Here is a 13,898-nt window from a genome sequence, read left to right as displayed (position 1 = left end):
ATATAGACAAATGGAAAATAAGAATATAGCATTTTATTTAGGTGATTTTAAAAGATCTGGGGGGACGGAGCGATCTTGCATCGCTGTCGCTAACGAATTAGCGATGTCTTCAAAACATAACGTCTTTGTGATTGTGACAAACAAAGAGTCTGAGAATCCTTTTTTCGAAATTAATCAAAATGTTTCTATCATTTATCTGGAGATTGAAAATTGTAAAAGGGAATATTTTAGCTTAAGTAAGAGGTTAAAGACTGCTTTGAAGAAATATCAGATAGATATTTTAGTTGCAGTGGAAATAATGTCAATTCTTTTTTTGATGCCTATTTTCTTAGCTAAAAAAATGGGTTTGTCGAAAATAAAACTTTTTGTTTGGGAGCATTTCAATTTTACTGTTAGCCTTAATAGGAAGTTAAGAACATACTTGAGAAAATTTGCTGCAAATTTTGCAGATGTAATTATTGTACTAACACAGAAAGATATCCAATTATGGAAGGATAAATTGAATGTAAAGGCCAAAATGATTAGCATTAGTAATCCCTCTCCATTCTCCGTTTCGAATCAGAAATATAATGAATTATCCCGAAATGTTATTGCTGTGGGAAGGCTGACCTATCAAAAGGGTTTTGATAGATTGTTAGATATTTGGAGCGAATTTATACAGCGTAGCCCCGCTTCAGATTGGAAATTACAAATTATAGGGAGTGGTTCCGATGAATCTAAGCTTAAAGAACAAGCTGAGAAGTTAAAGATAAGTCAATCGGTTGAGTGGATCTCAAATACACCCAATGTAAAGGCATTTTATGAAAACGCCAGTTTTTTGGCTATGACCTCACGTTTTGAAGGACTACCAATGACATTAATAGAAGCACAGTCCTTTGGTCTGCCAATAATTGCTTATAATTGTTTAACTGGACCAGCCGAGGTTATCACTGAAGAGTCTGGTATCTTAATTGATGATGGTAGACAGTCCGAATTTGTGAATGGACTTCTTATGATGTCAACAGATACTTCAAAACGTATAACCATGAGTCAGTTTGCAAAGACAGAGCTAGAGCGATTCACTCCTTCAGCAGTAAATAAGAAATGGAATGATCTAATATCAGGAATATAAATGAAGGTATTACAGATAATTACCTCGTTGGAAACGGGAGGAGCTGAAAAATTGATTTTGGAGAGTGTACCTATATATGAAAATATGGGGTTGGATGTAGATGTACTTGTTTTGAAGGACTCAAAAACTGCTTTTCGGGACCAATTAAGTCAGAAAATATCCGGTAATGTGATTGCCTTGACGAAAAAATCTGTATACAATCCTCTTTTGATTCTCAAACTTGCAAAATATCTAAAAAAATATAATGTTATTCATGCCCATTTATTTCCAGTATTATATTGGGTCGTTTTTGCCAAAATAATTAGTTTTTCTTCGCGGCCTATTGTGTTTACAGAACATAGCACAAACAATAGAAGAAGGAACTATGGAATATTAAAAAATATTGAGAAATTTGTATATTCAAAGTTAGCCTTTATAGGCTGTATTTCTACAGGTACTTTTGATAGCTTAACTTCTTTTGTAGATGTAAAACACAAGACAGAAATTATTAATAATGGCATAGATGTTGAGAAGTTTAAAAATCGAGGAATTTTAGCGAAATCTGATTTTTTTCAACAAGACGATTTTATCTTGATACAGGTGTCAAGCTTTCGTCCACAAAAAGATCAAGAAACGCTAATTAATGCTTTGTTAAAATTGCCTCCGCATGTTAAACTTCTGTTAGTAGGGGATGGACCGTTAAAAAAAAGTCGGGAAGAACAGGTATTGAAACTTAATTTAACTTCGAGAGTAAAATTCCTGGGAAACAGATTTGATATACCTGACCTTTTGAACATTTCTGATGTTGTTATCCTTTCATCAATATACGAGGGATTCGGACTCGCTATCGTAGAGGGAATGGCGGCAGGAAAACCTGTAATAGCTTCAGATGTTGATGGACTTCGAGAAATTGTGCAGAACTATGGATTATTGTTTGAAAAAGGAAATTCGAATCAGCTTTGTGAACAAATAAGCCGTTTATTGGGAAATAGTGAATATTATCTGGAGATAGCTTTTCGATGTAGTAGAAGAGCAGAAGATTTTTCAATTCAAAACATGGTAGATAAATATTTGAAAATATATAAAAAATTAAGTGATGAGGATTAAGTTTTTAATAACCCGTTTTTTTGCATTAATTTGCCTTAGTTTAACGGTCTCTTTAGCTTGCTGTCAGAGCTTTACATATAGACAGATTGGAAATAAACCGGATTTTGTGAATAATTTCAACAAAAGTTCTGAGAAAAATAGACTTTTAAGATCGGGAAAGTTCGTTGACATTACAAAATATCTTCCAAAAGGCTATGTGAAAAACGGTACAGTGGATTACACGAATTATTTGCAGAAAGCTTTGAATGAAAATAGAAAGGTTATAATGCCGAATTTTCCTATTCTAATTAATGACATCGGCTTAGATATTCCCTCGCAAACTACCGTCATCTTTGAGAATAGCTCAAAACTTTTGTTGTCACCTTCTGCTAAAGCAAATTATGAATTAATTAGGATACATAGGAAGAGTGATATTGTAATTTTTTCTCCGACGATTATTGGTGACAGGAAGAATCACAGAGGTAACTTAGGAGAATGGGGAATGGGTATCTCTATTAAGTCGTCAAGAAATATAGTAATAACTAATGCCAACATCTCAGATTGTTGGGGAGATGGTGTTTATATAGGGCAATCTCTTGGAATTACTAATAGTAACATTTCATTAAAGTATGGTCTGATAGACAATAATAGAAGGAATGGGATATCTGTGATTAGTGCGAATGGTCTAACAATCCAAAATATGGTTGTCTCCAATACCAATGGAACTGCGCCTCAAGCAGGCATCGACTTCGAACCTAATGCTAATAATGAAGTTTTAAAGAATATTACTATTAAAAACGTCTACACCTTTAATAATAATAGTCAGGGGATCTTTTATTGTCTAAACAAGTTAAATGGAGGAAGCGATTCTGTGGGGATTGTTGTCGATACTCATCTTGACAATTATTCTAAAGGAGCAATTGGTATTATGAATATGGCACCAGGAAGGCTTTCAAAAGAAAGTCTAAAAGGGAGACTTGTCTTTAGGAATATTGAAGGTCGAAACAATAGGGTTCATTTTCGGATTTTTGACAAATCTGATCTAGATAATATGAATATAGAAGTGTCTCCCAAGGTAAAAACGGGTTTTAAAATGCAAGGAACTTCCAAAAATTTAATTCTGAGCAAGTAAGATGACTGATAAATTCTACAGCAAAAGAAGATTTTTGTTTTGGATTAAATTGTTTGGCATCTTAATGCTATCAGCAATGTATGCAAATTGGCTATGGGATTTGCCGCACTCTATTTTTAGAGATAGGGATAATTATTTAATTTATGCCTCTACTCCTTCTCTCCTGATTGCACAGGTGTTTTCGTCGAAATCATTTTTGTTTAAGGAACCTTTGTTTCTTTTATTAAATCAAGGATTTTTGCTGCTTTTTGGTGATCCGGTAAGAACAATTAATACCTTTGTCTTTTTTATAACTTTTGCTACTGCTTTTTTTTCATTTTTTAGGACTAGGAGCTTTCTCTTGGGAGTTGTTGTGTTGTTTTTCCTGTTCATTCAAACTCAGTATCTAGGGATGCAATTAGTGACTATAAGACAAGGAATAGGAACAGCATTGCTTTTATTTTTATTTCCTGTTATTCAAAAAAAATATTTAATTTTTCTCCTTTTCTTTATTTGTAGTCTTATTCATAATTCTTTTTATATTATTACACTTTTCTATATTGTTTATTGGATATTGAATGAAAAACTAAAAATCAAATCATTCGCAAAAAAAATTTCAATATTCACTGGTTTTGGATTTCTTTTTTTCTCTGTTTTTTTCACTATTTCAAAATCTATCGAAACGAAGCAAAATCTACAAAGTTTAGAGGAAAGCGGTGCCAGTGGTAGTGGTGGGGCATTCTTAATGTGGGCAATTATTTTAGGATATTTATTAATTTTTAAAAGAAGCACAAATAAAACGGATACCAGCCAGCGTATTTTTGATCTCGCAATAATTGGATTAGTTATATACTTAACCGGTTATTTTTTAACTCCTATTGTTGGTAGAATGATTGGGATAGTGATTCCCTTTATTGCGATATCTCTTACCGAAAGATTTCGGGTTAGAGACTTATTCTTTTTTGGGTTTGTTCTCGCGATTAATTTTTACTTATATTTTAATGGTGCATTCGAGGGATTTCTAAATGTTTCTTTAGAAACATTCCACCACTATATTTTTTCAGACACTAAATTCTTTTAGGCAAATAATAACTATGGCGTCGCTTTTTCGTATAACTACGGTTCCCATTTCATTAAAAACACTACTTAAAGGGCAACATTCCTTCATGTCCAAAAATGGATTTGATGTATATGGAATATCTTCCAATGGTCCTGAATTATTAGATATTACGCATGATGAAGGAATAGTAACCATCGCATTAGACATGACTAGACAGATTTCTCCTATAAAGGATTTCATTTCACTTTGGAAATTTTATAAATTATGCAAAAAAGAGAGACCTATCATTGTGCATTCTCACACCCCAAAAGCAGGTATTGTCGGAATGTTAGGAGCCAAGTTAGCCGGCGTCCCAATTAGGTTACATACTGTTGCCGGTTTGCCATTAATGGAATCAAAAGGTATAAAACGTCGACTTTTGGATTTCGTTGAAAGGCTTACTTACGCGTCAGCCACTAAAGTATATCCCAATTCAAAAGGATTATTTGATTTTATCGTCTCCAATAAATATACGTCTTTGAATAAATTAAAATTAATTGCTAATGGTTCATCGAATGGTATTAATACATCTCTATTCTCAAAAGAAATTATATCTGAGGAACAACAGAGGTTATTAAAAAGCGAATTAGGTATTGGCCATAAAGATTTTGTGTTTGTATTCGTTGGGCGGCTTGTTGGTGACAAAGGAATCAACGAGCTTGTAAAGAGTTTTTGTCAATTAAATTATCCAGCGGTAAAACTATTATTAGTCGGGCCTTTGGAAAGTGATCTCGATCCTCTGGATAATGATACACTAAAACTGATCGATGAGAACAAGAATATTATCTCTGTGGGTTTTCAAAAAGACGTCCGCCCCTATTTTGCCCTTTCTCATGCATTGGTATTTCCAAGCTATCGAGAAGGCTTCCCAAATGTGGTTATGCAAGCTGGAGCAATGGAACTTCCGGCAATCGTGTCTGATATAAATGGCTGTAATGAAATCATCATTGAAGGAAAAAATGGAGCAATCATTCCTGTTAAGAATGTGGCTGCAATTAAGAATGCAATGGAAATGATGATAACGAATAAGGAGCTTTATACACAGATGAAAGCAAATGCTAGAAGAATGATAACCGAACGTTATGAACAACAGGTGGTTTGGGATGCCCTATTGGCTGAATATAAAACCTTATTAAAAGATAAAGGACTAGACAATGTATAGGCATTTTTTTAAAAGGCTCTTCGATTTTTTTATTGCACTTATAGGGTTGATTATCCTTAGTCCTATTTTTATTGTTGTGACCATAGGACTTTATTTTGCGAATGATGGCGAGCCATTTTTCTTTCAACCTCGTCCAGGCTTAAACGAGCACATCTTTAAAATCATCAAATTTAAGACAATGAATGATAAAAAAGATGCGAATGGTAATCTCCTTTCTGATGCCGAACGGTTAACACCTATCGGAGCTTTTGTGAGAAAGACATCGCTTGATGAGATCCCTCAGCTAATAAATGTACTAAAAGGCGATATGGCGATTATAGGACCTAGGCCACTTTTAATTCAATACCTACCTTTATACGATGATAAGCAGCGACGTCGCCATGAAGTAAGGCCTGGCATAACAGGATGGGCGCAGGTCAATGGGAGAAATGCGATCTCGTGGACCAAGAAATTTGAGCTTGATGTATGGTATGTCGACCATGTTTCCTTTCTTACTGATTTAAAGGTGTTTTTTACAACATTTAAAAAAGTATTTAAAAGAGAGGGAATTTCTGCCGACGGACATGTTACAATAGAACCGTTTAATGGAAACAACTAATTTTTAATGATGTATTTGTTTGGAGCAAGTGGCCATGGAAAAGTAATAGCAGAAATTGCTGAACGTAATAACCTAAAAATAGAAGGCTTTATCGATACCGATTTGAGTAAATCGTCATTATTGGGATATACCGTTTTTCATAGAAATCCGGAGGGACCGGTTGAAGCAATTATTGCTATTGGGAATAATGAAGTTAGGAAAAGAATAGTAAATGAGGCCCGTTCATTTACTTATCCAAGCTTAATACATCCAGGGGCTAATATTTCTAGCCGTTGTATTTTAGGAAATGGTACAGTAGTAATGGCTGGTGCAACGATTAATGTGGACGTGAATATTGGTCAACATTGTATTGTCAATACTAATGCCTCCATAGATCACGATTGTATTATCGAAAATTTTGTACATTTATCCCCAAACGTAGCACTGGCTGGAAATGTACGTGTGGGAGAAGGAACGCATGTTGGTATTGGAGCTTGTATAATCCAAGGGATAACGATTGGAAAATGGGTCAAGATAGGAGCTGGTGCTGTGATTATTAGAGATATACCAGATGGATGTACAGTAGTAGGTAATCCTGGAAGAATAATAAAGAAGTAACGTTAATTTTTAACACTATGTCAGATAAAATATGGCTATCTTCTCCTCACATGGGGGGAAACGAATTAAAATACATCCATGAAGCATTTGATCATAATTGGGTGGCACCTTTAGGACCCAATGTCAATGGCTTTGAAGAGGATTTGGAAAATTTTTTAAATTCGGATGTTCAGGTAGCGGCGCTTTCCGCTGGAACTGCTGCTTTGCACCTAGCCTTGATTGAATGTAACGTAAATTATGGTGATGAAGTGATCTGCCAGTCAATGACATTTTCCGCCTCGGCTAATCCGATTGCCTATCAGGGAGCGACACCAGTATTTGTAGACTCTGAAGCCGATACCTGGAATATGTGTCCGATTGCTTTGAAAGAAGCAATACGTGATCGTTTTGCCAATGGTAAGAAGCCAAAGGCAATTATTGTGGTCCATCTTTATGGTATGCCGGCAAAAATGGATGAAATATTGGCTGTGGCCAAGGAATTTGATATCCCAGTAATTGAGGATGCGGCTGAGGCATTAGGATCTTCTTACAAAGGAAAAGCATGTGGGACTTTTGGCCGTTTTGGTGTATTAAGCTTTAATGGTAATAAAATTATCACAACTTCAGGTGGCGGAGCTTTGGTATGCCACACAAAAGAAGATAAAGACAAAGCGGTATTCCTATCCACGCAAGCGCGTGACAATGCACCTCATTATCAGCATTCGCATATTGGTTATAACTATAGAATGTCTAATATTTGTGCCGGTATAGGAAGAGGCCAAATGGAAGTATTATCAAATCGTATTGAAGCTCGTCGTGATATGACAAAGTTCTACTCAGATTTATTTGCAAATATTGATGGCATCAAAGTTTTAACGGAACCTAGTGAAGATTTTTATTCTAATCATTGGTTAGCTGCGATAACAATGGATGAAACTATAACTGGGATTTCACGTGAAGATCTGCGTCTTGCTCTATTAGAAGATAATATTGAATCGCGTCCCCTGTGGAAACCGATGCATTTGCAACCTGTATTTGAGAATTCCCCATATTATGGAAGTAATGTAGCTGAAAAATTGTTTGATACAGGACTTTGTTTGCCTTCAGGCTCAAACTTGACGGACGCGGAGAAAGAACGAATTCGCACCAAGATTGAACAAGTTTTTGGTAAATAATTAAAAAAGAGCTTTTAATGAAAATTAAAAGCTCTTTTTTATTAATCTCTGTCTATTCCGAGAAATTTGGAATAGAAATGCATAATCGGGAAGAAGATCGTTTCTTGTGGGGCATAGGGCAGATAGCGCTTAAAATTTCGCCAAAGTCTTTTAGCACCATCAGGATGTACAGATACTGTACTGTTTATTTTCCCGTCTGCATAACGTTCATCATAGTAGCCAAAATTACCACCAAACCATATCTCCTCCAACATCCAAGATGAATCCGTCTGTTTAGGATATGCGAATGGGAGATATGATTTAGGCAGTCCAATAGTATCTACTAGAATCCGGTGGAGTAAATGGGACCATTTTAAGATTCCAGTTTTTTGATAAATCTTCTTTAATGCGTCCGAATCGATTTGATTATTGTAATGAGCATACAATCTTGCCGAATCGCAAAATTGCCTCAATCCCATCCCGAAGGTGATCAAGTGTTTTAGAATATGCGAATTGACTTGAAAAAGTTGTAATTCGGGAGCTAATATCCTTACTGATACATCTTCAATTTTCAAGATGCCCTGTTTTTCACGGTAGTGCTTAGCGATATTACGTAAGTAAGGTTGTATCAGAGGATTTCGCAGATCAAAGAGCTGCTTGTGATGCTCAATAAATTGATTATTGTAGTTATAATGTAGGCTAAAGCTTTTGGTATCTTCTACAGTGATACCTTTTTCTTTTATAAAATTACGTGCGGTAGCATATCCATTATCCTCGAAATGCCAATCAATGTCTCCACAAATTCGATGTAAGGGATTAAGATAGAATTGTGCAACACCCTGTCCTTTTTGTAATATTGGTTGTATACCAATCCTTGTAAAAGCGTTGTATTGCGAAGCAATTACTTGATTCATCTGAATATTATGACGTTCAATTTGATCTACTCGGACTGTCCATTTTAGCCTTAAAGATTGAGGAGGTAGTTGGTCTTCTTCTAATAAAGCAAAGCTATCGTAAATGATTCCTTCTACCGTATGCGGAATTGCCCACGCGAATATTTGGTTCCAATCGCTTTCCTTCAAAGGATTTGTTATAAGAAGTTTTCCTTTACCCCAAAGGCCGATACGCAAAAGTTGAAAAAAAATATTTCGGAGTTGATTGTCCATTAATAAATTGAAAAATTAACCCAAATATAGTAATTTATAAAAATAAAGCGATGGAAATTGACCTTTCTATTCGAAGTTAACTATAAATTTGGAGTGGGTTTTTCAAATAAAAATTATTTTTATTTAACTTTCCGTACATATCCATGCAGATTTTCCAAATCACTGCCAAAAGAAAGAGCCATAGATCTTGTCCAATCATTTGAAATAGCAGAATAATATATATAATATTTGCTTTTTACTTTTATAAAGGATGCTCTGTAAATTGATCTAGAATCAAATGCTTTTTCATTTGTATTTCTTTTAAGAATAGGAAAAGGATTTTTTGTGATCTCGTGACTTTCATTTGTTGCACAATAAAATAAATCAGCGGTATTATTGTTTGCCCCCTTAATTGATTTGTCCCAAGCACAAACAATCATCTCGTATCCTTGTTCTGTCTTAATTACATCCATATGCCAAGGATAAAACTTTGACCAGTCAAAATTCAATATTCGAAAATGTTTTGGCCATTTTTTACCAGAATCGTCTAACGATTCTATATATCGGATCTGACCATCATAACAATACCAAATTTTATATTTCCCATTCTCGAAATTAATCGCAGGACTGAGCATCTGCACTCCGTTAAAATCAAAAATAACTTCTTTGGCTTGCCAGTTTATTCCATCATTAGTAACTCTCTTATATATCGCATTTTTTGCTAATTTTGCATTATAGGGTCTATACCAGCACTCTAAAATATCAAGGTCTTTCCTGTAAACTAGGTGTGTATCACTGTTGTACCCGTTTTCAAAAGAGAGATCTAAAGGATTTGATTTAAAATTATTGGGCACCGTCCAGTTTATACCATCTTGGCTTACGGCAATACAGGGATTTTCGCTGTTAACCTCCCCTTTAGGATAAGGTGTGTATGCCATCCAAAATTTATACCCTTTCCAGCCTTTTTCAAAATAGAGAACTTTGGGATGAATATTCTCTGTATTATTCAAATAATTATTAAAATTTAATGGTTCATTTGCATTTGGAGAATTATTGATATAGGTGATTGTATCCGTAGTACTCCCTATAGTATCTTGCCTACTCACTTGTGGTAATGGAGGTTGCTCATTTTTTTTGTTTTCGTCCTTACTTTTCGTACATGAGCTAATTACTAGAATAAGCATGCAAAATACCAATAGGCAAAATTTACTTTTCATTTTTAATAGGGTAATACTTTTCAGGTATAAAATTATATAATCTGTTCCTATAATACAAAGGAATTTTAACTCTAAAAAAGCTATTTAATGTTTTTTTAAAAGTAGCTTGAAAATATAAGCTATTCTAAGTTAGTGGATAGGAAAAATAGAACTCTGATTTGAAGCACCTTCATGCATGATCTTTGATATATTTTATATCTTCATAAGATTTAGGCATAAATCTTGCTTGTGTGAGGCGGTTGCCATAAATCGTTTTTAAATAGAGCTTTTTAAAGTTAGGTTTGAAGAAAAAAAAACATATTTTTGTCAATTGAAATACTAAGTCAATTTATAATATTAAATAGCGCATGCGATTATTTTTAAAGTATAATATATCATTAGCTTTATTTGTTGTAATGTTAATGATGTTTAGCTCTTGTGGCTCACGCAAGAGCATGGTCTACCTTCAACAGGATTCTAGCCAGATTACAACGCTATATGAGCAGTATGTCCCAAAGATTCAAATTAATGATATCTTAACCATAGTTGTTACAGCTGCTGACCCAAAAGTTACTGCCCCATTTAATCCCGTAAGTTCGATGACAACAGGCAGTTTTACGCAGCAAACCGACATGGCTCTTCGTCCAACGTATACGGTTAATGACCAGGGTGATATTACCTTGCCCATGTTAGGTAAATTTCACGTTGCAGGCCTAACACGCACGCAGGCGATAGAAAAATTGAGAACAGAGCTTAGTAAATACATCAAAGACCCAGGAGTAAACATAAATTATAACAATTTTCGGATTTCAGTTTTGGGAGAGGTGTCTCGCCCTGGATCATTCATTTTGCCGAGCGAACGAGTAACAGTATTGGAAGCGTTAGGTATGGCTGGCGATATGACTTTAAGAGGTGTTCGTAAAAATGTAATGTTAATCCGTGAAGTAGAGGGGAAGAAAACAATACATTACTTGGATTTGACTGAACAAAGTACATTGAATTCTCCATATTATTATTTGGTTCAAAATGATGTCGTTTATGTTGAACCGAATAAGGCACAGATCAATAGTTCGAAGCTTGGTGCAAATACCAATATTATTGTATCGATAGCAAGCTTATTAATTACCGTAATTTCAGTGTTGACTCGATAATAAATTTCATGGAAAAACATCCTATAAAAATTAAAGAAAATCAAGAAGAAGAAGAAATTAACCTGAGACAAGCTTTTGAACAATATGCCTTTTATTGGAAATGGTTTGTGATATCAGTAATTTTATCAATAGGCATAGCAATTGTTTATCTAAGATATGCACAAAAAACATATAGCACTACTGCAAAAATCTTGCTTAAGGATGAACGTAGTGCTTCAGCTGGGGAGCTTGCCGGTATTACTGAATTAAGTAGTTCGATGGGGTTTGGTGGGAGCAGAGCTGCTTTCGTTACTGATCAAATAGAGGTTTTGTATTCACGTAGGCTGATGCGTAAGGTCGTAGATCTTAATCACTTGAATATTATCTATTCGACTAAAGGAAAAATTACTTCTTCTGAAGTAATGGAGAAAGATATGCCATTCATTATTGAGCCTCAAGGAAATCAAGACACTACGAAAATTAGTGTCCGAGTGAATTCTATTGATGGAAAGCAATTAAAGATTACGAACTCGTTTTCTGGCGAGCATATAATGGCCGGATTTGATACATTGGTAAAAATAGGACGTTATAGTGTAATATTTAGAAAAGGAAATAATAACAAGATTAAAATCGATCCAGATACAGAATACCTTATTAATGTAATACCGAAAGATTGGGCGGTTGACGGTAATCTAGCTGCTATTAATATTTCGCCGAGTAAGGAAATGCAATCATATGTTGTTAATTTCTCTATGTTATCTCCGCTTGGAAAAAAAGCTGAGCTGATTATAAATTCTTTGATCGAAACCTATAATAATGATTTGACAAATGATAAGCTGCGGATGACACGTGCAACCTCTGAGTTTATTAACAAACGTCTGATGTTGATATCCAAAGATTTATCTGGGGCTGATGAACAGGCCGCTGAGTTTAAATCCGCAAATGCTATGGTGGATATGGCAACCGAGGCAGGAGTCTTCTTAAATAATGCTTCAGATAATGATAAAAAAGTACTAGAGTATCGTACTCAATTACAGCTTGTAGATCATATGAATGATTATCTAAAGAAACAAGAGGTAGGAAAACTTTTACCATCTAATATTGGTTTGCAGGATGCGTCGATTACAAGCTCTATTGCAAAATATAATCAACTCGTATTGGAAAGAGATGACTTGTTGAAATCAGCCTCCGAACAAAACCCAGCGGTAATTGCACTAAATGAAAGTATTATTGAAAACGATAAAAATATTCGACAATCTCTTCAAAACTATAGAAAAGTTACGCAATTGGCGTTAAGCAGTATTCAGCAGAAATCCAACGAGATAAGGGGGCGCATTAGTTCTATACCAAATCAAGAACAAGGGTTTAAGAAAATCTCTCGCCAGCAACAGATTGTTGAATCACTATACCTATTGCTTTTGCAAAAGCGTGAAGAGAGTGAGGTCAAAGCTGCTGCAACCCCTGACAATTTGAAAATTATTGATGCTGCCTACGGTAATGGATTGCCTGTTTCTCCGCGTAAATCTATTGTACTTTTGGGAGCCTTAATATTAGGGTTTGCAATTCCATTTGGTATCTTATATTTGAAATTTTTATTGGATAATAAAATTCACTCGCGTAAAGACATTGAGGAAATTGTTAAAGTTCCTGTACTCGGCGAAATCCCTACGGCTGAGGATACAATTGTACATTTAAATGATCGCTCCTCTCTTGCTGAGGCCTTCCGTATTTTACGAACTAATATGAACTTCATGTTCGGTGCTGATCAGAAGGACACATCAAAAGTTGTTTTTGTTACTTCTACAATCTCGGGCGAAGGAAAATCTTTTGTAACAACGAACCTCGCTCAGATATTGTCAATGTCTGGAAAGAGGGTACTTCTCATTGGTGCAGATATTCGCAGTCCCAAAGTATTAGACTATTTGGGATTATCTCACCTTCAGCATACCAATGTTGGCATTACACAATTTTTGATTAACCCTGATATGGATGTTGATAATATTATTATCAAAAAACCAGGAAATTATGATTTCGATGTTGTCTATTCAGGGTATATCGCACCTAATCCAGCAGAATTATTAATGAATGGTCATTTTGATGATGTAATTAAGTACGCCCGTGACCACTATGATTATATTTTAGTAGATACTGCTCCAGTAAGTTTAGTAACAGATACCTTATTGATTGCGCATAATGCAGATTTGACGTTATATGTTTCCCGTGTCAATTATCTGGACAAACGCCTTCTACAAGTACCACGTGAACTTTATGTGGAAGGTAAATTGAAAAATGTCGCTGCTGTAGTAAATGACGTAGACTTTGCTCGTGGATATGGTTACGGTTATGGCTACGGTTATGGTTATGGAGATAAGGGGAATAAAAAGAAAACCGGTATTGCTAAGACTTGGCAGGATATCAAAGATCGTTTGAATATAAAATAATAAACTTTGCTGTTTATTGAGGCCCAGGTTGAATTTCAACTTGGGCTTTTTTATTTGGCAATAAAATTGGATACAATCCGTTATGATTGTAAAAATTTTAATACTATTCA

12 protein-coding genes are annotated in these 13,898 nt (G+C 34.9%); 10 read left to right on the top strand and 2 right to left on the bottom strand.

Translation table 11 applies throughout. The features are described from left to right. Positions 1-10: 10 nt before the first annotated feature. From ACK8HY_RS14135 to ACK8HY_RS14100, 8 genes are all read left to right on the top strand, one after another. Positions 11-1,111 carry a glycosyltransferase family 4 protein gene (locus ACK8HY_RS14135; RefSeq protein ID WP_416134013.1) on the top strand — a complete coding sequence of 367 codons (1,101 nt, stop codon included), beginning with the start codon at positions 11-13 and terminating at the stop codon, positions 1,109-1,111. Then, positions 1,112-2,197, top strand: a complete 1,086-nt coding sequence (locus ACK8HY_RS14130) for a glycosyltransferase (RefSeq protein ID WP_416134012.1) — start codon at positions 1,112-1,114, stop codon at positions 2,195-2,197. Positions 2,198-2,303: 106 nt separating this feature from the next. Further along, positions 2,304-3,308: a right-handed parallel beta-helix repeat-containing protein gene (locus ACK8HY_RS14125; protein WP_416134011.1), complete on the top strand. Its 1,005-nt coding sequence runs from the start codon at positions 2,304-2,306 to the stop codon at positions 3,306-3,308. A gap of 1 nt (position 3,309) precedes the next feature. After that, positions 3,310-4,368 carry an EpsG family protein gene (locus ACK8HY_RS14120; protein ID WP_416134010.1) on the top strand — a complete coding sequence of 353 codons (1,059 nt, stop codon included), beginning with the start codon at positions 3,310-3,312 and terminating at the stop codon, positions 4,366-4,368. Between the two features lie 85 nt (positions 4,369-4,453). Further along, a complete protein-coding gene (locus ACK8HY_RS14115; protein WP_416134009.1) occupies positions 4,454-5,548 on the top strand; it encodes a glycosyltransferase family 4 protein in 1,095 nt (364 codons plus the stop codon). After that, on the top strand, positions 5,541-6,146 hold the full coding sequence (locus ACK8HY_RS14110) for a sugar transferase (RefSeq protein ID WP_416134008.1): 606 nt from the start codon (positions 5,541-5,543) through the stop codon (positions 6,144-6,146). The genes ACK8HY_RS14115 and ACK8HY_RS14110 overlap by 8 nt, the downstream gene beginning before the upstream one ends. 6 nt (positions 6,147-6,152) lie before the next feature. Continuing rightward, a complete protein-coding gene (locus ACK8HY_RS14105; protein WP_416134007.1) occupies positions 6,153-6,743 on the top strand; it encodes an acetyltransferase in 591 nt (196 codons plus the stop codon). A 17-nt stretch (positions 6,744-6,760) separates the two neighbouring features. Beyond that, positions 6,761-7,897, top strand: coding sequence for a DegT/DnrJ/EryC1/StrS family aminotransferase (locus tag ACK8HY_RS14100; RefSeq protein ID WP_416134006.1), 1,137 nt, complete (start codon positions 6,761-6,763; stop codon positions 7,895-7,897). 41 nt (positions 7,898-7,938) lie between these two features. Here the strand turns inward: ACK8HY_RS14100 and ACK8HY_RS14095 are convergent, their stop codons facing one another. Both ACK8HY_RS14095 and ACK8HY_RS14090 read right to left on the bottom strand, forming a co-directional pair. After that, entirely contained in the window at positions 7,939-9,042 is a 1,104-nt protein-coding gene (locus tag ACK8HY_RS14095; RefSeq protein ID WP_416134005.1) for a nucleotidyltransferase family protein, read from the bottom strand. Positions 9,043-9,161: 119 nt separating this feature from the next. Beyond that, positions 9,162-10,238 (bottom strand): hypothetical protein, encoded by a 1,077-nt coding sequence (locus ACK8HY_RS14090; protein ID WP_416134004.1) that lies wholly within the window; start codon positions 10,236-10,238, stop codon positions 9,162-9,164. Between the two features lie 401 nt (positions 10,239-10,639). Here ACK8HY_RS14090 and ACK8HY_RS14085 point away from each other — a divergent pair, with 401 nt between their 5' ends. Together ACK8HY_RS14085 and ACK8HY_RS14080 are read left to right on the top strand one after the other, a co-directional pair. Beyond that, on the top strand, positions 10,640-11,368 hold the full coding sequence (locus tag ACK8HY_RS14085; protein ID WP_416134003.1) for a polysaccharide biosynthesis/export family protein: 729 nt from the start codon (positions 10,640-10,642) through the stop codon (positions 11,366-11,368). Between the two features lie 8 nt (positions 11,369-11,376). Then, positions 11,377-13,788 carry a GumC family protein gene (locus tag ACK8HY_RS14080; protein WP_416134002.1) on the top strand — a complete coding sequence of 804 codons (2,412 nt, stop codon included), beginning with the start codon at positions 11,377-11,379 and terminating at the stop codon, positions 13,786-13,788. Positions 13,789-13,898 lie beyond the last annotated feature (110 nt).

The organism is Sphingobacterium sp. NGMCC 1.201703 (assembly GCF_047784615.1).
Lineage (GTDB): Bacteria > Bacteroidota > Bacteroidia > Sphingobacteriales > Sphingobacteriaceae > Sphingobacterium.
Note: the sequence above shows the minus strand (reverse complement) of the source record. Positions and strands in the feature narration are given on the sequence as shown.

Excerpts from the sequence above, each read along its gene's own strand:
- ACK8HY_RS14105 (WP_416134007.1), top strand. The coding sequence starts at position 6,153 with ATGATGTATTTGTTTGGAGCAAGTGGCCATGGAAAAGTAATAGCAGAA.
- ACK8HY_RS14130 (WP_416134012.1), top strand. The coding sequence starts at position 1,112 with ATGAAGGTATTACAGATAATTACCTCGTTGGAAACGGGAGGAGCTGAA.
- ACK8HY_RS14115 (WP_416134009.1), top strand. The coding sequence starts at position 4,454 with ATGTCCAAAAATGGATTTGATGTATATGGAATATCTTCCAATGGTCCT.
- ACK8HY_RS14100 (WP_416134006.1), top strand. The coding sequence starts at position 6,761 with ATGTCAGATAAAATATGGCTATCTTCTCCTCACATGGGGGGAAACGAA.
- ACK8HY_RS14095 (WP_416134005.1), bottom strand. The coding sequence starts at position 9,042 with ATGGACAATCAACTCCGAAATATTTTTTTTCAACTTTTGCGTATCGGC.
- ACK8HY_RS14090 (WP_416134004.1), bottom strand. The coding sequence starts at position 10,238 with ATGAAAAGTAAATTTTGCCTATTGGTATTTTGCATGCTTATTCTAGTA.
- ACK8HY_RS14080 (WP_416134002.1), top strand. The coding sequence starts at position 11,377 with ATGGAAAAACATCCTATAAAAATTAAAGAAAATCAAGAAGAAGAAGAA.
- ACK8HY_RS14110 (WP_416134008.1), top strand. The coding sequence starts at position 5,541 with ATGTATAGGCATTTTTTTAAAAGGCTCTTCGATTTTTTTATTGCACTT.
- ACK8HY_RS14135 (WP_416134013.1), top strand. The coding sequence starts at position 11 with ATGGAAAATAAGAATATAGCATTTTATTTAGGTGATTTTAAAAGATCT.
- ACK8HY_RS14085 (WP_416134003.1), top strand. The coding sequence starts at position 10,640 with ATGATGTTTAGCTCTTGTGGCTCACGCAAGAGCATGGTCTACCTTCAA.
- ACK8HY_RS14120 (WP_416134010.1), top strand. The coding sequence starts at position 3,310 with ATGACTGATAAATTCTACAGCAAAAGAAGATTTTTGTTTTGGATTAAA.